The organism is Pseudomonas lopnurensis (assembly GCF_015070855.1).
GTDB classification, from domain to species: Bacteria; Pseudomonadota; Gammaproteobacteria; order Pseudomonadales; family Pseudomonadaceae; genus Stutzerimonas; species Stutzerimonas lopnurensis.
Genome location: NZ_JADDIX010000014.1, coordinates 21,933 through 41,682, shown reverse-complemented (window position 1 = coordinate 41,682; position 19,750 = coordinate 21,933). Strand labels below are relative to the sequence as shown.

Here is a 19,750-nt window from a genome sequence, read left to right as displayed (position 1 = left end):
CACCCCATGACACGCTCGCCCCGGCCAAGCCGGGGCGAAGCCGTTTCAACTGTGACCCGTCGCCCGCGCCATTGCCGCGCGAGGCGTATAACCGGGACCACCCGGAGCCTGAGCCGATGAGCGAACTTTTCTACGACGCCGCGCCGAACGCCACCCGCGTTGCGCCCCCCCTGCCACAGCCACGCCAGTACCCGGCCAAACCGAGCCAGGTCTACCTGTTCGGCACCTGCGTGGTGGACCTGTTCTACCCCGAGGCGGGGCTCGACGCCATCCGCCTGCTGGAACGCGAGGGGCTGCGGGTGCATTTCCCCCAGGGCCAGACCTGCTGCGGCCAGCCGGCCTACACCACCGGCTACACCGACGAGGCACGCCGGGTCGCGCGGGCGCAGCTGGCATTGTTCGCCAATGACTGGCCGGTGGTGGTGCCCTCGGGCTCCTGCGCCGGCATGCTGCGCCACCATTATCTGGAGCTGTTCAAGGACGAGCCGGAAACCCTGCGCAAGGCCGAGGCACTGGCCGCGCGCACCTTCGAACTGGCTGAGTTCCTGCTCAACGTCTGCAAGGTCGAATACCAGGACGCGGGATCGCCAACCAGGGTCGCCCTGCATACCTCCTGCTCGGCCCGTCGCGAGATGAACACCCACCTGCACGGCCGCGCCCTGCTCGCCCAACTGGGCCAGGTCGAGCGCGTCGAGCATGACCACGAGAGCGAGTGCTGCGGCTTCGGCGGTACCTTCTCGGTGCGCATGCCCGACATCTCCGGTGCCATGGTGGCGGACAAGACCCGCGCGCTGAAGGAATCCGGCGCGCACCAAGTGGTCAGCGCCGATTGCGGCTGCTTGATGAACATCAACGGCGCGCTGGAAAAACAGCGCGAAGCCCTGCGCGGCCAGCACCTGGCCTCCTTCCTCTGGCAGCGCACCGGAGGTGCCCGATGAACGCCGAACAGCGCATCCCGGCCGTCGAGCTGGATTTCAAGGGCCGTGCCCACAACGCCCTGGGTGACGATCAGTTGCGGCGCAATTTCCGCACCGCCATGGACTCGCTGATGACCAAGCGCGCCACCGCTTTCAGCGATGCCGACGAACGCGAGCGCCTGCGCGAGATGGGCAACCATATCCGCGCCCGCGCGCTGTCCAGGTTGCCCGAACTGCTCGAGCGGCTGGAAGCCAACCTGACCCGCAACGGGGTGCAGGTGCACTGGGCCGAAACCATCGAGGAGGCCAACGGGATCGTCCTCGAGATCGCCCGCGCCCACGAGGCGCGCCAGGTGATCAAGGGCAAATCGATGGTCAGCGAAGAGATGGAAATGAACCATTTCCTCGAAGGCCACGGCATCGAGAGCCTGGAGTCGGACATGGGCGAGTACATCGTCCAGCTCGACCACGAGAAACCATCGCACATCATCATGCCGGCGATCCACAAGAACGCCGGCCAGGTCGCCTCGCTGTTCCACGACAAGCTCGGCGTGGAGTACACCAAGGACGTCGACCAGCTCATCCAGATCGGCCGCCGCACGCTGCGGCAGAAGTTCTTCGAGGCCGACATCGGCGTCTCCGGCGTCAACTTCGCGGTGGCCGAGACCGGCACCCTGCTACTCGTCGAGAACGAGGGCAACGGCCGCATGTCGACCACGGTGCCGCCGGTGCACATCGCCGTCACCGGCATCGAGAAGGTGGTAGAGAACCTGCGTGACGTGGTGCCGCTGCTCTCGCTGCTGACCCGCTCGGCGCTGGGCCAGCCGATCACCACCTACGTCAATATGATCTCCAGCCCGCGCAAGGCGCACGAGCTGGACGGCCCGCAGGAAGTGCACCTGATCCTGCTGGACAACGGCCGCAGCCAGGCCTTCGCCGACAGCGAGCTGCGCCAGACGCTCAACTGCATCCGCTGCGGCGCCTGCATGAACCACTGCCCGGTCTACACCCGCGTCGGCGGCCACACCTACGGTGAGGTCTATCCCGGCCCGATCGGCAAGATCATCACCCCGCACATGGTCGGCCTGGACAAGGTCCCGGACCATCCCAGCGCCTCCTCGCTGTGCGGCGCCTGCGGCGAAGTCTGCCCGGTGAAGATCCCGATTCCGTCCATCCTGCGTCGCCTGCGCGAGGAGAACGTCAAGGCGCCGGACGACCCGCACAAGGTCATGCGCGGCCAGGGCAGCAAGTATTCGCAGAAGGAACGGATGATCTGGGCCGGCTGGCGCCTGCTCAATACCAGCCCCACGCTGTACCGCCTGTTCGGCTTCTTCGCCACCCGCCTGCGCGCCCTGACGCCGTCGAACGTCGGCCCCTGGACGCAGAACCACAGCGCACCGAAACCTGCCGCCCGCTCGCTGCACGAGCTGGCCCGTGAGCACCTGGAGGGCAAGCGATGAGCGCCAAGGCCAATATCCTCGCCAAGCTGAAGAAGAGCCTGGAAGGCACCACGCCGGTCGCGGATGACTACGACGAGTCGCTGGTGACCCAGCCGTGGAGCTATCCACCGGAGCAGCGCATCGCCCGCCTGCGCCAGCTGATGGAAGCGGTGCATACCGAGATCCACCTGACCACGGACGCCGCCTGGCCGGGGCTGCTGGAACAGCTGCTGCACGACCGCCAGCTGCCCAGTCTGCTGATCGCCCCGACCACGCCATACGGCCGGCGCTTTGCCGAGCATTGCGCCGGCCGTGAAGGCCTGCCGACGCTCAAGGCCTACGACCGTCCCGTCGAGGAGTGGAAGGCCGAGCTGTTCGACGACACCCCGGCGAGCCTCACCGGCACCCTCGGCGCCATCGCCTCCACCGGCAGCCTGATCATGTGGCCGACCCGCGAGGAGCCGCGCCTGATGAGCCTGGTGCCGCCGGTGCATTTCGCCCTCCTCAAGGCCAGCGAGATCCACGACAACTTCTACGAGATCCAGCAGAAGTTCCAGTGGGCCGCCGGCATGCCGACCAACGCGCTGCTGGTTTCCGGCCCGTCGAAGACCGCCGACATCGAGCAGGTGCTGGCCTACGGTGCCCACGGGCCTAAGGATCTGATCGTGCTGATCCTGGAGGATGCATGAACGCCGCCGCACGGATCGAACGCGCACCGCTGCCGGCGGGCTTCCTCGCGGCGATCGAACGGCTGATCCCGGCCGAGCGCCGCTTCGACGATCCGCTCTCGACCCTGGCCTTCGGCACCGATGCGAGCTTCTACCGGCTGATTCCCAAGCTGGTGGTGCGCGTCGAATCCGAGGCCGAAGTCGTCCGCCTGCTGCAATTGGCACATGCCGAACGTGTGTCGGTGACCTTCCGCGCCGCCGGCACCAGCCTGTCCGGACAAGCCATCAGCGACTCGGTGCTGATCGTGCTCGGCGACAACTGGAACGGTCGCGAGATTCGCAACGGCGGCGAGCAGATCCGCCTGCAACCGGGTGTGATCGGCGCCAACGCCAACGCAGTCCTCGCGCCCTTCCAGCGCAAGATCGGCCCTGATCCGGCCTCGATCAACGCCGCCAAGATCGGCGGCATCGTCGCCAACAATTCCAGCGGCATGTGCTGCGGCACGGCGCAGAACACCTACAAGACCCTCGCCGGACTACGTGTCGTATTGGCCGACGGCACCGTGGTCGACAGCGAGGATGCCGCCAGCGTCGCCGCGTTCCGCCAGAGCCACGCCACGCTGCTCGAACAGTTGGCCGAACTGGGCCGGGAAACCCGCGCCAACACCGAACTGGCGACGAAGATCCGCCACAAGTACCGGCTGAAGAACACCACCGGCTTCTCGCTCAACGCGCTGGTCGACTACGACGAGCCGCTGGACATCCTCAACCACCTGATGGTCGGTTCCGAAGGCACGCTGGGCTTCATCAGCGCGGTGACCTACGACACCGTGCCGGACCATCCGCACAAGGCCAGCGCGCTGGTCGTCTTCCCCGACGTGGAAACCTGCTGCCTGGCCGTACCGGTGCTCAAGCAGCAACCGGTGTCGGCGGTGGAGCTGCTCGACCGCCGCAGCCTGCGCTCGGTCGAGCACAAGGCCGGCATGCCCGAGTGGGTCAAAGAGCTGTCGCCAACCGCCTGCGCACTGCTGATCGAATCCCGCGCGGCCAGCCAGTCGCTGCTGCACGAGCAGATCAACCTGATCATGACCTCCATCGCGCACTTCCCGGTGGAGAAGCAGGTCGACTTCAGCGAAGACCCGGTGGTCTACAACCAACTGTGGAAGATCCGCAAGGACACCTTCCCGGCGGTCGGTGCCGTGCGCCAGACCGGCACCACGGTGATCATCGAGGACGTGACCTTCCCGGTCGAGCGCCTGGCCGAGGGCGTCAACCGCCTGATCGAGCTGCTCGACAAGCACAATTACGACGAGGCGATCCTCTTCGGCCACGCGCTGGAGGGCAACCTGCACTTCGTCTTCACCCAGGGCTTCGACGACCCGGCGCAGGTCGCCCGCTACGAAGCCTTCATGGGCGAAGTGGCGCAGCTGGTGGCCGTCGAATTCGGCGGTGCGCTCAAGGCCGAGCACGGCACCGGGCGCAACATGGCGCCCTTCGTCGAGCTGGAATGGGGCAGCGAAGCCTACCAGCTGATGTGGAAGATCAAGCGCCTGCTCGACCCCAGCGGCATCCTCAACCCGGACGTGGTGCTCTCCGAAGACCCGGACATCCACCTGAAGAACCTCAAGCCGATGCCGGCCGCCGACGAAATCGTCGACAAGTGCATCGAGTGCGGCTTCTGCGAGCCGGTCTGCCCCTCCAACGGCCTGACCCTGACGCCGCGCCAGCGCATCGTCATCTGGCGCGACATCCAGGCACGCAAGCGCGCCGGCATCGATACCCGCGAAATCGAACGGCTCTACCACTACCACGGCCTCGACACCTGCGCGGCCACCGGCCTCTGCGCCCAGCGCTGCCCGGTGGGCATCAATACCGGCGATCTGGTGCGCAAGCTGCGTGGGCGCGAAGCCAACAACAAAGGCACCGCCAACTGGCTGGCCGAGCACTTCGGCACCGCGGTGCAGGGCACTCGCTTCATGCTTCACATGGCCAACGGCGCGCACCTGATCCTGGGCACCCAGCGCCTCGCCAAGGCATCCGCGGCCGTGACGAATGCCAGCAAGGGCCGTGTGCCGCAATGGACGCCGGCCATGCCGCAACCCTTGCAACGCCTGCACCTGCCCAAGCCGCCAGCGCAGGACGAGCGTCCGCGCGTGGTCTATCTGGCCGCCTGCGTCTCGCGCGCCATGGGCCCGGCGGCCCGCGACCAGGAACAGGAGCCGCTGCTCGACAAGACCCGCGGGCTGCTGGAAAAAGCCGGCTACCAAGTGATCTTCCCCGACGGACTGAACGACCTCTGCTGCGGCCAGCCATTCGCCTCCAAGGGTTATGCCGAGCAGGCCGAACGCAAGCGCCAGGAAACCCTCGATGCGCTGCTCAAGGCCAGCCGCGGCGGGCTCGACCCGATCTACTGCGACACCAGCCCCTGCACCCTGCGCCTGGTGCAGGATCTGGCCGACGAGCGCCTGCAGGTCTACGACCCGGTGCGCTTCATTCGCACCCATCTGCTCGACAAGCTGGAATTCCTGCCGCAGGACGCCCCGATCGCCGTGCATGTCACCTGCAGCACCCAGCATCTGGGCGAGGCGCAGGCGCTGATCGACATCGCCCGCCGCTGCACGAAGGAAGTGGTGATCCCCGAAGGCATCCACTGCTGCGGCTTCGCTGGCGACAAGGGCTTCACCACGCCCGAACTCAACGGCCATGCGCTGCGCAGCCTGAAGGACGCGGTGCAAGTCTGCGACGAAGGCATCTCCACCAGCCGCACCTGCGAGATCGGCCTGTCGCGCCATGGCGGAATCGACTATCACGGGCTGGTCTATCTGGTCGATCGGGTGACCCGCAGCAAAGCCAGCGCAACGCTCTAACCCGCCACATACGGCCCCGACAGCGGTGTCGGGGCCGCCCCGTTCATGTCGTTTCGATGAACGCTCAAGCGCAATCGCAGTCCGAATTTTAGAGCCCGTGACGGGTTCACTTCGACTCGGTGCCGCCGCTTCAGCTGTCCGCCAGGCAGGCCCGGGAAGTCCACAAGACTGGAGGACCCACCATGAAAATTCACGCACTGCTCGCATCCGCGGTACTACTCGTCAGCCCCGCCGTCTTTGCGCAACAGGACCTGTGCCAAACCAATCTGCAGGAAATCGACGACAACATGGCCACCACCACGGCGACCCTCGGCGAGCCGGCCAAGAGCCAAGTCGAGGAATACGTCCAGCAGGCCCGACAGGCACAGCAGGCCGGCGATACCGAGGCTTGCATCGCCCATTCCACCAAGGCCCTGCAGGAACTCAAGGGCCCTGGTAGCACCGGCAGCGGCGGCAGCAGCGGCTCCGGCTCCGGCGCAGGCAACTGAGCCATCGCGGCAGGATCGTTCGCGCGATCCTGCCGCTGCCAGCTGTACATTTTGCAACCAGCATGGCTAAAAACTGATCGACACGGATTGCAGATAGCCGTACACTCGCGCCCAGCACCACAAGCGACACCAGGGGCCGATTAGGATTCGACGCCGGTAACGAAACTTGAGGGGCATGCCGAGTTGGTAACAGAACTCGTAAATAAACTGTTGCAAACCTATAGTTGCCAACGACGACAACTACGAAGGGTACGCGCTAGCCGCCTAACCTTCATCTGGTCGCTTCGGCGCCAGCGGTCACTAGGGGATGCCTGTAAACCCGAAATGACCGTCAGATAGAACAGGATCGCCGCCAAGTTCGCTGTAGACGTAACGGCTAAATCTCATACAGCTCGCTCCAAGCACCCTGCCAATCGGGCGGCGCGGAGTTAACTCAATAGATCTGGCTAAGCATGTAGAACCGATAGCGGAGAGCTGGCGGACGGGGGTTCAAATCCCCCCGGCTCCACCAAATTAGCTTTATAAATCAGGCACTTAGCGAATAGCTACAGTGCCTTTTTTGTGTCTTTTGGGGCTGTTTTGGCTGGGTAATGCCAGCTTTATGACAGCGTCCCTACCCGCGAAGCCCATCCGCGGCTGTCGTCTTTACCTCACATCCGGCAAAACGTTTTCCGACGCTTTTCCGGTTTGAAATCGCGCCACAGTGGTCAGTCAGGGGTATTAAATCTGTGTCGACTTACACACAGAGCCCCACATATGCCGACACACGCCCCCAAAAAATACCTGATCAGCCACACCTCTCTGCAGCGCTGCTTTGACAAGAGCCGCTCCGGCCTCGAAAAGCTGCGCGAAGCCGATCCCAGCTTCCCTCGTCCCATCAAATTTGGGTCGAGCAAACAGGCTGGCGTTTACTTCGTCGTCGCGGAGGTGGAGGCCTGGTTAGAGAGAAAGATCAGCGAGCGTGATGGAGCCCCTCTGGATCTCGCTGAGCGAGAACACCAATGAGCACGCACGAGCAGATACCGTCGTTCTTGGCAGAGATGCCCGAGCGGGCACTTGCCTCATACCTGAACCCAGGCATCATGCCAAAACCACTCCCGAGTGGGATGGCCAGGGTCATGCCCTGGCGTGACGAACTACTGCCTACTGCTCTTCAGGAATACGTGCGGGATATCGCTGAGCGCACCCAGTGCCCGCCTGATTTTGTTGGAGTCGCGCTTGTAGTGGCTGTCAGCACCGTAGTCGGGCGCAAATTCACCATCCACCCGAAACAGCACGACGACTGGATGGTCGTTCCCAACCAGTGGGGAGTCATCATCGGGCGGCCGTCTGCGATGAAAACGCCAGCACTCAAACAGGCAATGCTCCCACTACGAAACTTAGAGTCCAGAGAGCGAGAACGCTATGGCCAGGCTCAAGCCGAGCACAAGGCCGGCAGCGAGCTGCTCGACATGAAGCGCAACGCAGCCAGGGCCAAAGCCAAAAAACTTCTCGATGGTGGTGACGAGGACGCTGCTTTGGCGGAACTGAACAGACTTTCCAGCGACATGCAGGCTCCAGTCCTGCGACGGTATATCGTCAACGACTCAACCGTCGAAAAACTCGGCGAGTTGCTCAACGAGAATCCAAACGGCCTAGTGCTTGAGCGTGACGAGCTGGGGGGCTGGCTGGCAACGATGCAGAGCGAAGACGGCTCAGTTGCGAGAGCCTTCTATCTGGAGTGTTTCGATGGCAACGGCTCATTCACCTATGACCGTATCGGCCGAGGAACCATTTTCATCGAGTCATGTTGTTTGTCATTAATCGGCGGTATTCAACCCTCACGAATCGCATCTCTTGTAAACGCCGCCGTCAGCGGCGAACTGGATGACGGCCTGACTCAGCGCCTGCAACTGGCCGTATATCCCGACGATGTGCGTGAATGGCGTCTGGTCGACCGCTGGCCGAATACAGTCGCCGCTGAGCGCGTGGAAAAGCTTATGGACCACCTCGACCGGCAGCCCTCCGAGCCTCGTATTGCACTCAGGTTCAGCCCAAAAGCACAGGAAAAATTTAACGTCTGGTATACCGATCACATGCAACAAAGCCGGAGCGAACATCTTCACCCGGCATTGCAATCCCATTATCTGAAAATGCCAAAAACCATTGCGGGCTTGGCCCTGCTATTTGAGCTGATTGAAGGTGGGCGCGAAGCTGTGGGCCCAGAGTCCACTGACCGCGCCATTGACTGGGCGAACTACCTGATGAGCCATGCCCAGCGGCTGTATGGCGCGGCAATCAACGCGCCACTACTGGGGGCACGGTTGCTCCTGGAGCGTCAGCAGAAATTACCCGAGCCGTTTACCGCACGAGAGGTGCGCCAGAAGGACTGGACGGGATTGGGCTCGCAGGACGCTGTGAATAATGCGCTCGCAATTCTGGTTGAACACGACTTCATCGTTGGCTACGAGGTTGCCGGTGAGAAAGGTGGCCGCCCATCGACACGCTATGTCTGGCGAAAAACGTAGCCTCGACCCAGCTGTTTACTCAAAAGGCCGGCAGGGCTACCTACAAAACCTACGAAATCTAGTTCTGTAGGTTTTGTAGGTAGCCCTACCCCTGGCTGGGATACAAAACTGCTGGCCCAACAGCGATATCCGACCTCATGCCTACTGTGCTGAACGAGCACGCGTCTATGCACCTGGGGCGACATATATTAGTGAACGCCAGACAGTTACATCGGTACCATGGCTTTCTGGTTGCGTAGTCGGTTGCGCACGTCCTGTTTTTTCGATCAGCCCTTCCCTGTGAGCCCGACGCATCACCCCACCGAGGGCGCGCGCTTCACTTGGCTTCTGAAGTCCAGTTGCCCATATGTCGTCAGGCGTGAATTCTGATTGTCTCTCAGCAACCTGACGCACTGCGGCGTATGCCAATTCGGCCCAATCGTTATCTGCCATGTGGCCCCCTAAAATACCTTTCCAGAGATAATGTTCGCGGTTCGTTCGTCAAGTAGTCGGCATTAGAAAGGTTTCGCAGCATGCCTTCCCTGGAAATCACTCCAGCCCAACAACGCTCTGCTTAAACGGAGCACTGAGCTGGTCCAGTGAACTGAAAACTGATTTGATCCTATCCAGTTGCCCCTCGCGCCTTGCTCGTGTTCCTTAAGGAGCTAGTAGCTGGTTCAAGCTAGACAGAGGACTGACTCCGTCACGGAGCATGAAAATTTTATCGGGCTCACTCATAAACCAGGCAAACGAGCCCCAGGCCAAACCTGTGACGGTCTTCTTGAAGCCTGCCGACTCCCGATCCGCATACGCAGTGACAAAAGCGACTTGCGAGCGCTTGAAGCCGCCTTTGTCCGTCAGGTCGAACAGGGCATCCTGGCGGCGCGCGGTGATTGCCCCATCGGTGGCCACCACCTCGATAAAGACGATCAGGGGATTGCTCGGTCCGAGATCCACCAGGATCAGATCGGGTAGGTTCTTCTGCGCCTCGATGTCGAGTCCAATGGTGGAAGCCATGCGCAGGTCCTGCATGGCGACCTTGTTACTCGACTCACTGAGCCAAAGCACAGCAGGTTTCTCCAGGAACTGCTTGGCGAAGACCTCAACGACTGCCCGAGAAATCAGCGAGCTAGGGCCATGGGAGAGCGTGCGCGTTTCACCGTTGGGGAAGCGGACAAGCACGCCTTCCTGGTCGGCAGCACCCATACGCATCAGCGAAATCCGCGCAAGCGCGCCTTTGTTCAAGTGTTCATCTTGCCACTTGAGAATAGCTCCCTCTAACTCTTCGCCCTGGAGCGCAGGGTCGAACAAGGCAGCCAAATCAGTCTTGAGTGCGTATCGCGGCTTACCGGACGTAGTGGGCACGTCCTTGTCTTCCATGACGGCACCAACTGCTACAAGACCTTCGCGGAGGGTCTCGTCGCGGATAGGTTCGCGGGTGTTGTCGGCGTACCAGCGCTTGCCGGGAACCTCGTACGATTTCTTGCGCAAGTTAGACCTGTAGCTGAGGCGCTCCTCGTCGCTGTCATTCGCCGCCTGTACGTCGGTCATGCGATAGACATGCACCGGCCCCAGCCGAACGCTGGAGTGCTCGATAGCCCCGATATACAGCATGGCAAATACAGTGCTCGCTGCTAGTTCGCGAGTGCAGTAGATCCGATTCGGAGTTCCTTCCGGGAAGATCAGCGGGAGCCTTTCAGCGACCAGTTCCCTTGGTACGTACGGTGGCAGCACTACATATCCCCTTCAAACAATCGACTGCATGCAGCCTCAATGGATTCGCGATCGGCACCGGCATCGACTAGCCAGGTCAGCTCCACGAGGTCCTGGGGTCCTGGCAGCGGCAGCGACTCCAGCTCGTAGGCAGAGACCGCAACAGAGCCACTTACGCAGCGAAACGCGCGGTCTGCGGCCGCGCTGTTGATAAATGCACCCAGCACCTCGGCGCTAACTTGGGGCGCTTCGGTGGTCGGCCGAATCATGTTGATGTGGTTCTCGATGACGACGCCGCCATGCTTCTCTAGGAACTCAGCGGGTAACGCTGCGGCAATCAGGCGGCGACTCTGTTCCTTGGCAGTCGTGCGTTGCAGCAGAACGCAGGGCTTAGTAGTCACCAGCCAGTTGTCCCCGGCTTTCAGCTCGAAGTAGGGTGCGTGGTTCTTCTTGTCTGCACGGAACACGAAACGGCCATCGGCAGTGATTGCCTCGGCCCAGATCAGCGGCAGGCGTTTGCCGCTTGGGCGGTGCGCGAGCTGGTTCTTGAAACGGTTCCACACCAGCGGTCCGGTGCTCACACCATAGCCCCAGTCGGCCAGACGATGGGGCATGTGTGTCAGGCGCTCGACCAAGGCGCTTTGCTCGGTCGTACGGGGCAAGAGCCAGGGTAGGGATGGATCAGCAGGGAGGGCGATCTCGCCCGTCTGCTGAACCTCCAGCCCGTCCCTAGAAGGGGCAACCTCGGCAACGACGACCGGGGCGCTATCCCCGCCGCGACGATAGGTCGCCAGGGCCGTTTCCTGCAGAACGTCATCAAAGACGCCCTTACGGGCGGTGACGAAATCGATGGTCAGTGGCGGCGCTGAGCGCCCCAGCAAAGCCCGTAGATTCTTGAAGTAGACGCCGGCCAGGAATGAGGTCGGGGTGACGTAGGCAATCACGCCGCCCAACTTGGCGTGGCGCAGTGCCAGATCGGTGAACAGCCCATACAGGTTGGCATGGCCATACAGCGAGCGCTTGTAGCGTTCGCGGGTCTCGGCATCGAGCTTAGCCCGGCCATATGGAGGATTGCCAATCACCAGGTCGAAACGGTCTTTCGGCGGGCTGCGGCGCAGCGAGTCGCAAACCGTAACCATGACGGGTAGCTTGCGCCCAGCCAGCCGGCTAATCGGCAGTACCACGGCATCCAGGGTGACCTGGCTGAGCCAGGCCCCGAAGGGATCAATCTCGTAGCCGCGCAAGCGGTTGCCGATGCTCTGCATCAGCAGCTTCGGGCTGCAATCCTTCTGCTCGTCCATGATCCGCTGGGCGATGGGTGCCAGGAAGGCCCCGCCGCCGCAGGCTGGATCAAGCACGCGGCACTTCGCCCAGTCAACATTGGCGGCCGTTACTTGGTCGATCAGACGGGCGGTCAAGACAGGCGGCGTGTAGAAAATGCCGTACTCCCCGCGATGTTCGGCTGGGAGCATACCGGTATAGGTAAGGCCGATCTGATAGGCGGCGGTCTCGGCATCGAATTTCGCGGCAGTGCGACCGATGGTTTCCGCGAGAGCGGCGGCGGCCTCTGTCAGCGGCTCGGTAGGGAACGGCTGGAGTGGTGAGCGTAGTTCCTGGGGAACGATGTCGACGCTGGTCAGGCCACGCCACCAAGCCTCGATCAGGCGAACGCCGAACGCACGCGCCAGGGCCAGCTGGTGATCCGCTGGAAAAGTGGTAGCCAGGGCGCGGGCCATGACTCTGGCGGAGGCCAGTACCTGGCTCGGGGATTCCGCAGCCGTTTGGCCTGCCTGCCGTGCCTGTTTTGCCTGTGCCGTGTGAGTCATATTTCCCCCTTTTTTCGCGGGCCGAGATTCTACAGGATTCGGCATCCCGCCGACCGCTTTTGCGCAATATTGCGTGATAAAGTGATACTCAACAATCGCAGGAGCGCCAGTTATGCAACCGAATTACCCTCAGTTCGAGCCAGGTCAGATGGTACGCAGCGTTTTCGGCGAGCGTTTGGTAGTCACGTCCCAACTGGGCTGCCAAGTCTTTGTTGAGGGTAAAACCGACTGGTATCACCCAACAAAGCTGATCCCATACAGCACAAAGCCGTCTACTGAAGGACAGGCCAAGGCATAACCCGTGCCCCCGCTCTCACTATCAGCGAGATCCACTTGAAAACACTGTTCAAATATACAGCACAAGTGAGATTGCGCCATTTCTTTCTGGGCCTCATAGCGGGTCGCCGAACACTTGAGCGTGTCGCCAGCAACGACACGTCTACTGCAACGTTTTCTTGAAATCGGGTTTTAGCGACCTATGCAGTGATTGTCCGGCAGGTAATGGATCAGCCGGCTTTACGATTTGAGTAGCGAAACTCACGCGGCCCCCTCGTCATCTGTTGTGCATTCATTGCACGCGCTCTTTCGCTCAACCCGTAGCGTCGTCATTTGCCGATCATCTATTGTCACGGCGTACACCTGACAAATGCCCACTGACGCTCAGTCGTCATCTGCCGTCGATCTGCCGTCGCCAGCACGACTCATGGGATAGTCCAGCGCAACACCTAGCAACCATTGGGGCTGCTGCGACGACACCTCTTCACGACACCCCTTATCTCGACGACAACACCCCTTAACCTGTACAAGACGCCCCGAATAACCTGAAACCCAACAACCATGCGGTTTGCAGCTGCAACACCTCTTCACGACACCTCTTACCTGGGCAACAACACCCCTTTACGACACCCCTTAACCAGTACGAGACGCTCTGAATAACCTGAGACCCAGTAATCGTGCGGGTTACAGCGGCAACACCCCTTCACGACACCCTTTCGGCAAAAATCGGCAGATTCCCTCTATGTGAGGTGAACTGTCAGACTCCCATAAGCAAGAGAGGTGGTGTGAGCATGTTTTGAACACGTGTCGCGCAGCGAATATAAGCGGTGCGCCGGTTGCTCTGGAATTTAATCAGCCAAGTGCCGGCTGAATGGGATCTCAGGAGGAAGAAATCCTTGGGATTGGCACAGCAGGTGAGAAGCTGAATGCAGCGCAAATCATCAGCCCAGAAGGTGCAAGACATGGACTCGATTGAACTACTCGTTTACGCGGTCATTGGCGTGGTCGGCACATTGGGAGTGGTGGCGGTGATTGGCTACAAGGTCGCAGATCATCTCGACAAGAAAAATCACACCGAGTGATTTTGCAACACACCGGCAGACCCGCATGACGGTCGCTTGGGATTCGCCAGGGCTTGGGTAGGGTTCTGGCATGTGCCAAGTACAGCAGGTTCACGTCATGAGCAAAGTTGAATGCCAGTGCTGCAAGAAGATGATGGTTCCGAAGGTGATCACCAGCGCGCCGTTCTACATCAGCGGAATCCCAGTAGGCGGCCGTGATCCCGAGTCGTCCGTATGTCCCTTCTGCCTGTCGCCGAACTGGATGCTCACCGAGCGTCAGGCCCTGGCTGCCAGCAAGGCCAATGCCGAGTTCTACGGCATCATGGTTCTCGTCCTGGTGAACATTGTTGCATTCGTCCGCTTCGGGGAACTGGCGGGCGGTATAGCCCTTGCGGTGTCAGTCACAGCCGTTGTCATGCGCGCCAGGATGATACGAGCGCTGCGCTGTCGCCTGGGCCGTAAGACGGACTAGTCTATTCCAGGCGAGCGGAATGCTACCCAGGCTGCGGATGCGGCCTGCTATCTGGGTAAAATTCATGCGAATCTCACTGCTGCTCGAACACCACGTCAAGTCGCGTCGTCACTCGGTAATTTGATTGCGGATTTTAAGCACTGTGGTGGTACTGCACCCTGCATGGCGAGCGGTCGCCCGAATCCCCAGGCCAGCGCCGAGCAGCTCACCAACGCGCTGATGCAGCCCCTTGTCAGCAGGCCGACCTTTGTAAGCGCCGGAAGCCTTTGCCCTCTGGATACCCTGCGCCTGGCGCTCCCGACGCTGCTCGTAGTCCTTGCGCGCAATAGCCGCCATCATCTCGATCATCATGCCGTTGATAGCTGCCAGCATTCGGTCAGTGAACTCATCACCTACCATTTCTCTCATGCCTTGGTGGCTGGTCGGCAAATCCAGGGCGACGATGCGCAGTCCCTTGGAGTCAATCGCAGCCTTAAGCGCCTGCCAATCAGCCACCGGCAGCCGTGAGAGCCGGTCAATACTCTCAAGCAGTAACACGTCACCTCTATGGGCATCACCTAGCAGCCTCAACAGCTCCGGCCGGTCGGCCCTGGCCCCGCTGGCGTTCTCGATATACTGCGCGGCAATGGCCTTGCCATGGTCAGCAGCGAAGAGCTGAAGAGCGTTACGGGCACGACTGGCGTCTTGCTCCGCAGTGGATGCACGAAGGTAGGCGCGAACGAACATGGAAATTCCTTTGATGTATCAGATTGGGTGTTTTTCTTCTGGCGTATCACTTAGACCGTTACTTATAAAATCAAATACCAGGAAAAGCATTGCTCCTGAACGTATCAGCTCAGGCATACCCAAAAGGATCGCCGCAGATTTGCGAAAACCCACGGCGATACAGCCCAGCAGAATTATTTCCCTACGAAGTAGAACGCTCTGCCCTGATTGAAGATTGCCGCAGGGATCGAGTTTTTCCTCAGCCGCTGGCCAGGGTGGTAGATGTAGATCCACTCAGGCAGATGTTGCGATGCAAGCAGCATGACTTCCGACGTTGTCATGTCGTTCTTGTAGGCATCTAGCATGAACTGGTTGTGCCGGATAAAGATCGGCCCGTAGCTAACCGGCGACTGCAAAAAACTTGGTGATACAGCGGCCGCATCGCCGAACGGGATCGGGCGCTCCGCATAAATATCTGCTGGAGACGCATAAGCGCGCGAATGGCCATCAGGGTATCGACCTGTCTGCATGCCCAACTTTGACAGCGCACCTGAAAAGCTCTTTCTGCGAGCCTCCTCAACCTTCTGTAGGGCCAGAGCAGATGCCTCTTCTGGGGAACTGACCTGATCGTAAGGCACCCACGCAACAATCTGAGTTGCGCGCGCCGGATCGCTTGATCCGCCCAATAGCATTAGACCCAAGCCAATTCCCGCTGCTGCGCCACCACTCAGCCCTGTAGGTGGCGACGCGAAGCTAACCGCACTTAATCCAGCATCCCCGAGTACTGTTCCAGAGCCGCCGGCTCGGCTCACCCCATCAACTGCCCCTACCAGCTCGATTGGAACGTCACGCTGCCCGGAAATCCCCATGGCGGTCAGAACATGCATAGCATCCGACCATTTTTCCCTCGGTACATCCTTCGGCTCAGGAAGCTGCACAGTCCTAGCACCCTGGGTGCCAGAGCACCCAACCAGAAGAGCTACTGTCGCGGCCAGCACGCCCATTCGGATCGTTGTTGATTTGTTACCCATGGCGTCACTCCCTGTTTTGATTGCCACAGCTTACGAAGGCTTCCAGGAAACCCAATGGCATAAACCTATGAGCTCCGCAGGCTTGGGATTTCCAGACCTTGGCATAGCGTGTCATGCAACCTCATGCATGCGGAGCATCACCATGGAATTTCGCCACTTAGGCAATGGACAGACTTTCCCTCCAGTAGCACCGAACGGCCGGATTTACGCCGTACCTGTGACACAGGAAAACCAAGTAGAAATTTTCTGTCTGACAGCTGCAGGCATTGTTGGAAGCGGCGTTACGGCGAACTGGGCTGAGATCTCGGGCTTCTATTACGACGACGAGTCCTGGGAAATCATCCTGCGGAATTACATCGGGAGGGGAATGCGTTTCCGTCGGGGTGTGCCCTGCGGAATCGTCGAAGACGGTTGCGAAACCCTCAAAACAAATATCCAAGGGTTCGCAATTCCAGTTTGCGTAATGAACCGCATTGCATACGAGCAGAAAAGGCTGCAGCAGACCTGAGGGTTTTACAGGACAACCTGCAACCTGACTCACGTCACGTCACTCCGCGCAGGCTCACCCACTTTCCCTGGCTGGGAAATCCTGATTTCAAATTCCGTCGCTTTTGTTGCCTGAAAGCGAAACACACGCCGGGCAGCCGCCCGTAGCCTATCCGGGTAGCTCAAAGGAACTCGGAAAATGAACCAATACAAGGTTAACCGCTGCGTTTACATGCACGAAGTCAACGACAAGTCGGAAGACAACGCTTTTCCAGCAAGCCGGAGTCAACTAACAGATACGTCATCCTGCGCGCAGTCGCAAACCCTGACGAGTCAGGACTAACGACATATGCGCTACGTGACCGTCAGGAAATTCGCCAGCGAGTCTGGCTACTCCGAAGACGCTATCCGCTCGAAGCTTCGCGACGGGATTTGGCGACTCGGAGAAATATGGATCAAGGCCCCAGATGGCCGGGTTTTAATTGATGTGGAAGGATATGAGACATGGGTAGAGATGGGCGGGGAGTTCGGGCGGTCTCGGACTCGAGTATCGAAATCACGTTCATGTACCGCGGGGTTAGGTGCCGGGAGCGCTTCTCGCTCAAGCCTACCACCACAAATTTAAAGCTCGCAGAGCGGTACAAGAATGTTATTGAGCACGACATTGCTACAGGCGTCTTTGATTACTTAGCTACTTTCCCGAACTCCCCGCGTGCGGCGCGGTTCGCTCCAGAGGTCTGCCGGGAAAACGTGATGGGTTTCCTCACTCGCTGGCTGACCGGAAAGAAGAAGCACGTTTCCAGCAGCACCTACGATGGTTATCGGAAGATTGTCGAACTGCGTCTGGTGCCAGCACTAGGTACCGTTCTAGTGGTCGACCTGAAGCGCAAGATCGTGCGCGACTGGTTAGACACCCTTGACGTAAGCAACAAGACGCTCAGCAATATCCAAAGTTGCCTGCGATCTGCGCTCAATGATGCCGCCGAGGAAGAGCTGATTGAGCTGAACCCGCTCGCGGGCTGGACTTACTCCCGCAGAGCGGCACCATCAAAAGAGGATGACGTCGACCCCTTCAGTCCGGAAGAGCAACAGGCCGTGCTGGGTGCGCTCTCCGGCCAGGCACGAAACATGATGCAGTTCGCGCTATGGACGGGCCTTCGCACAAGTGAACTGGTGGCGTTGGACTGGGGCGATATCGACTGGCTGCGTGAGGAGGTGATGGTGAGCAGAGCCATGACTCAAGCAGGCAAAGGGAAGGCTGAAACCACTAAGACTGCCGCCGGACGCCGAAGCGTAAAACTCCTAAAACCGGCGTTGGAGGCATTGACGGCGCAAAAGGCACACACATTCTTGGCGGACGCCGAGGTTTTCCAAAATCCGCGCACTCTTGACCGCTGGGCCGGTGACGGGCCGATCCGAAAAACCATGTGGGTGCCGGCGATGAAGAAGGCAGGTGTTCGGTATCGGCGGCCATACCAAACGCGGCATACCTATGCCTCCATGATGCTTTCAGCCGGCGAGCATCCAATGTGGGTGGCCAAGCAGATGGGCCACACCGATTGGACCATGATCGCAAGGGTATACGGCAGGTGGATGCCACATGCCAATGCAAGCGCAGGCGAGAAGGCCGAAGAAGTATTTTTCAAACCGGAAAACCTTAAAAAGCCAACAATTTCAGACTGATAGCGCGTGGCTGGAATTAAAGTTTTGACTGCGTCCGGCACCTCACCCAAAATGCCTCCATCCAGCACATTGCCACTATATTCGGACGCGCTTCATGTCACCGACAAATGGATTTGATTTTCTAGAGCCTCTACCTACCAGTTGCCCCCCTGAAAAAGTGGTCACTCCAACTGAGCCAGTACTTTGGAGGCTTCTGAGAGCGAGTGCGCACACCGCGGAGGATTTTGACTCTCAACGCAAACGACTATCTAGCCATAAGTATCCGGACGAATGCTTAGCGCGCTCAGTTTCTTTGATGACATCGTTGGCCGCATGCAGGGCGGCAGTTAAAAGTCCTCGGATGGCGAAAATGAAGTTCACTCACGCCGTTGAGGTTCCTTGCGATCCAGGACTTGGTGTATGGCATAAAGACCAACCTACTCATGTGAACTGGTGGCCCTATCTTACTGTAAGCCCGACGGGTGTCGCCGGTAGAGTGGAAGACCTAAATGGCTAATCTGATAATAGAAAAAATCTTGCTTAGCTATGAGGTACCACTTATAGCATTAGCAAAGAAAAAAAACGGTGACCGCTATTTAGGCGTAAATTATGACGACGGCGAAAAAGCATTTAAGTTCTATTTCTCCAAAATAAAAATCGAACACTTGAAGTCTTTGTACGCTGAAAAAATCGATGTACATTATGCCGTAACCAAACTACATACCGGCAAATACGAACTAGGTGAGGTTTGGGGCACTGTTGGCGAAGAATTCAAAACTAAAGGCTCTGCCGAACTGCCTGCAGACGTGCTTCCAGAACCAGGCATGTTTATACCTGGCCACGCTCCTGAAAGCCTAAACAGCGACTTCAAAGTCGTTGATATAGATGGGCAGTGGGAGATAAGTGATTTAAAAACATTCTCTGACTCAGTTCAAGACTGCTATTCCTTTGGCTTTGCATTGTTAGGTGCTGCTGGTAAAGCCACCACAAAAAAAATAACGTCTCTATTCCACAAACATCCGTGGCGAGGTGGATTCAGCTCAGTTAATTTCTTCAGAGAGTTGTATCACAACATCCCAAATGAGGATCGCGCAGGAATTAGACAAATCGCCTACGCCTCACCAGGCGAGATTAAGTTCTATATGAATGGCGATGTCGCTGACTCCATTAGGGAGTTAGTAAACTTGATAAATGAAGAAAACAGTCCATCTCTTGAAGCCTATAAAACAACTCATCGTCACCTGCAGGACATGGGGTGGCTAGGCAAATCAGCATCCGATGTAAATCTGTCTGCTCAAGAGGTGGAAGATTTAAATGCAATTCTGGAGGCTAGCTGTGAAGCTATCGGCATTGGGGACAGCACAGAGCACATCCTAGAATTGGCCGGTGGTGATCCTCTGTCGGGAATAAAGATGGTGCTGGCTTATCATCGGCGGCTTCAAGCTCTCGCGGATTATGTAGCTACCGGAAAAGCTCAGGACATTTTCCACGACGCATAGAATGACAGCAGAATGGCAGCTATTGCGCCGCAGGCCCCGGAATATAGCTATATGACGGGGGTTCAAATCCCCCCGGCCCCACCAATTAGAAGCACTTAAACCCCTGATTTCCTAGAGAATTTCAGGGGTTTTTGCTTTCTGGAGTAGCGCGTGT

The 19,750-nt window shown here is 59.3% G+C and carries 16 protein-coding genes and 1 other RNA gene; 13 read left to right on the top strand and 4 right to left on the bottom strand.

What is annotated here, in order from left to right; genetic code table 11:
- Positions 1–116: 116 nt before the first annotated feature.
- The 8 genes from IN820_RS02665 to IN820_RS02630 all read left to right on the top strand — a co-directional run bounded on the left by IN820_RS02665 (position 117) and on the right by IN820_RS02630 (position 8,886).
- Positions 117–938, top strand: a complete 822-nt coding sequence (locus IN820_RS02665; protein ID WP_193679496.1) for a (Fe-S)-binding protein — start codon at positions 117–119, stop codon at positions 936–938.
- Positions 935–2,377: a LutB/LldF family L-lactate oxidation iron-sulfur protein gene (locus IN820_RS02660; protein ID WP_193679495.1), complete on the top strand. Its 1,443-nt coding sequence runs from the start codon at positions 935–937 to the stop codon at positions 2,375–2,377. Before IN820_RS02665 ends, IN820_RS02660 begins: the two co-directional genes overlap by 4 nt.
- Positions 2,374–3,045, top strand: coding sequence for a LutC/YkgG family protein (locus IN820_RS02655; RefSeq protein WP_193679494.1), 672 nt, complete (start codon positions 2,374–2,376; stop codon positions 3,043–3,045). The genes IN820_RS02660 and IN820_RS02655 overlap by 4 nt, the downstream gene beginning before the upstream one ends.
- Positions 3,042–5,891 (top strand): FAD-binding and (Fe-S)-binding domain-containing protein, encoded by a 2,850-nt coding sequence (locus IN820_RS02650; protein ID WP_193679493.1) that lies wholly within the window; start codon positions 3,042–3,044, stop codon positions 5,889–5,891. The genes IN820_RS02655 and IN820_RS02650 overlap by 4 nt, the downstream gene beginning before the upstream one ends.
- A gap of 182 nt (positions 5,892–6,073) precedes the next feature.
- Positions 6,074–6,379 carry a hypothetical protein gene (locus IN820_RS02645; RefSeq protein ID WP_193679492.1) on the top strand — a complete coding sequence of 102 codons (306 nt, stop codon included), beginning with the start codon at positions 6,074–6,076 and terminating at the stop codon, positions 6,377–6,379.
- 132 nt (positions 6,380–6,511) lie between these two features.
- Positions 6,512–6,890: a transfer-messenger RNA gene (gene ssrA / locus IN820_RS02640) on the top strand.
- Positions 6,891–7,135: 245 nt separating this feature from the next.
- Positions 7,136–7,384 (top strand): helix-turn-helix transcriptional regulator, encoded by a 249-nt coding sequence (locus tag IN820_RS02635; protein WP_193679491.1) that lies wholly within the window; start codon positions 7,136–7,138, stop codon positions 7,382–7,384.
- Positions 7,381–8,886: a YfjI family protein gene (locus IN820_RS02630; RefSeq protein ID WP_193679490.1), complete on the top strand. Its 1,506-nt coding sequence runs from the start codon at positions 7,381–7,383 to the stop codon at positions 8,884–8,886. The genes IN820_RS02635 and IN820_RS02630 overlap by 4 nt, the downstream gene beginning before the upstream one ends.
- Before the next feature lie 636 nt (positions 8,887–9,522).
- Here IN820_RS02630 and IN820_RS02625 read toward each other — a convergent pair.
- Positions 9,523–10,599: a BsuBI/PstI family type II restriction endonuclease gene (locus IN820_RS02625; RefSeq protein WP_193679489.1), complete on the bottom strand. Its 1,077-nt coding sequence runs from the start codon at positions 10,597–10,599 to the stop codon at positions 9,523–9,525.
- Positions 10,599–12,404, bottom strand: coding sequence for an HsdM family class I SAM-dependent methyltransferase (locus IN820_RS02620; RefSeq protein WP_193679488.1), 1,806 nt, complete (start codon positions 12,402–12,404; stop codon positions 10,599–10,601). Before IN820_RS02620 ends, IN820_RS02625 begins: the two co-directional genes overlap by 1 nt.
- 1,202 nt (positions 12,405–13,606) lie before the next feature.
- Here IN820_RS02620 and IN820_RS02615 point away from each other — a divergent pair.
- On the top strand, positions 13,607–13,762 hold the full coding sequence (locus tag IN820_RS02615; protein ID WP_193679554.1) for a hypothetical protein: 156 nt from the start codon (positions 13,607–13,609) through the stop codon (positions 13,760–13,762).
- Between the two features lie 97 nt (positions 13,763–13,859).
- Entirely contained in the window at positions 13,860–14,213 is a 354-nt protein-coding gene (locus IN820_RS02610; RefSeq protein WP_193679487.1) for a hypothetical protein, read from the top strand.
- A gap of 108 nt (positions 14,214–14,321) precedes the next feature.
- Here IN820_RS02610 and IN820_RS02605 read toward each other — a convergent pair whose 3' ends face one another.
- Together IN820_RS02605 and IN820_RS02600 are read right to left on the bottom strand one after the other, a co-directional pair.
- A complete protein-coding gene (locus IN820_RS02605; protein WP_193679486.1) occupies positions 14,322–14,939 on the bottom strand; it encodes a recombinase family protein in 618 nt (205 codons plus the stop codon).
- Positions 14,940–15,112: 173 nt separating this feature from the next.
- On the bottom strand, positions 15,113–15,949 hold the full coding sequence (locus tag IN820_RS02600; protein ID WP_193679485.1) for a hypothetical protein: 837 nt from the start codon (positions 15,947–15,949) through the stop codon (positions 15,113–15,115).
- Positions 15,950–16,091: 142 nt separating this feature from the next.
- Between IN820_RS02600 and IN820_RS02595 the strand changes: the two genes are divergently transcribed.
- The 3 genes from IN820_RS02595 to IN820_RS02585 all read left to right on the top strand — a co-directional run bounded on the left by IN820_RS02595 (position 16,092) and on the right by IN820_RS02585 (position 19,596).
- Positions 16,092–16,457, top strand: a complete 366-nt coding sequence (locus IN820_RS02595) for a hypothetical protein (protein ID WP_193679484.1) — start codon at positions 16,092–16,094, stop codon at positions 16,455–16,457.
- 482 nt (positions 16,458–16,939) lie between these two features.
- A complete protein-coding gene (locus tag IN820_RS02590; protein ID WP_193679483.1) occupies positions 16,940–18,118 on the top strand; it encodes an Arm DNA-binding domain-containing protein in 1,179 nt (392 codons plus the stop codon).
- A gap of 488 nt (positions 18,119–18,606) precedes the next feature.
- Positions 18,607–19,596 carry a hypothetical protein gene (locus tag IN820_RS02585; RefSeq protein ID WP_193679482.1) on the top strand — a complete coding sequence of 330 codons (990 nt, stop codon included), beginning with the start codon at positions 18,607–18,609 and terminating at the stop codon, positions 19,594–19,596.
- The last annotated feature ends 154 nt before the right edge of the window (positions 19,597–19,750 follow it).

Excerpts from the sequence above, each read along its gene's own strand:
- IN820_RS02660 (WP_193679495.1), top strand. The coding sequence starts at position 935 with ATGAACGCCGAACAGCGCATCCCGGCCGTCGAGCTGGATTTCAAGGGC.
- IN820_RS02655 (WP_193679494.1), top strand. The coding sequence starts at position 2,374 with ATGAGCGCCAAGGCCAATATCCTCGCCAAGCTGAAGAAGAGCCTGGAA.
- IN820_RS02605 (WP_193679486.1), bottom strand. The coding sequence starts at position 14,939 with ATGTTCGTTCGCGCCTACCTTCGTGCATCCACTGCGGAGCAAGACGCC.
- IN820_RS02595 (WP_193679484.1), top strand. The coding sequence starts at position 16,092 with ATGGAATTTCGCCACTTAGGCAATGGACAGACTTTCCCTCCAGTAGCA.
- IN820_RS02620 (WP_193679488.1), bottom strand. The coding sequence starts at position 12,404 with ATGACTCACACGGCACAGGCAAAACAGGCACGGCAGGCAGGCCAAACG.
- IN820_RS02615 (WP_193679554.1), top strand. The coding sequence starts at position 13,607 with ATGCAGCGCAAATCATCAGCCCAGAAGGTGCAAGACATGGACTCGATT.
- IN820_RS02610 (WP_193679487.1), top strand. The coding sequence starts at position 13,860 with ATGAGCAAAGTTGAATGCCAGTGCTGCAAGAAGATGATGGTTCCGAAG.
- IN820_RS02645 (WP_193679492.1), top strand. The coding sequence starts at position 6,074 with ATGAAAATTCACGCACTGCTCGCATCCGCGGTACTACTCGTCAGCCCC.
- IN820_RS02600 (WP_193679485.1), bottom strand. The coding sequence starts at position 15,949 with ATGGGTAACAAATCAACAACGATCCGAATGGGCGTGCTGGCCGCGACA.
- IN820_RS02650 (WP_193679493.1), top strand. The coding sequence starts at position 3,042 with ATGAACGCCGCCGCACGGATCGAACGCGCACCGCTGCCGGCGGGCTTC.
- IN820_RS02590 (WP_193679483.1), top strand. The coding sequence starts at position 16,940 with ATGGGTAGAGATGGGCGGGGAGTTCGGGCGGTCTCGGACTCGAGTATC.
- IN820_RS02630 (WP_193679490.1), top strand. The coding sequence starts at position 7,381 with ATGAGCACGCACGAGCAGATACCGTCGTTCTTGGCAGAGATGCCCGAG.
- IN820_RS02635 (WP_193679491.1), top strand. The coding sequence starts at position 7,136 with ATGCCGACACACGCCCCCAAAAAATACCTGATCAGCCACACCTCTCTG.
- IN820_RS02585 (WP_193679482.1), top strand. The coding sequence starts at position 18,607 with ATGGCTAATCTGATAATAGAAAAAATCTTGCTTAGCTATGAGGTACCA.
- IN820_RS02665 (WP_193679496.1), top strand. The coding sequence starts at position 117 with ATGAGCGAACTTTTCTACGACGCCGCGCCGAACGCCACCCGCGTTGCG.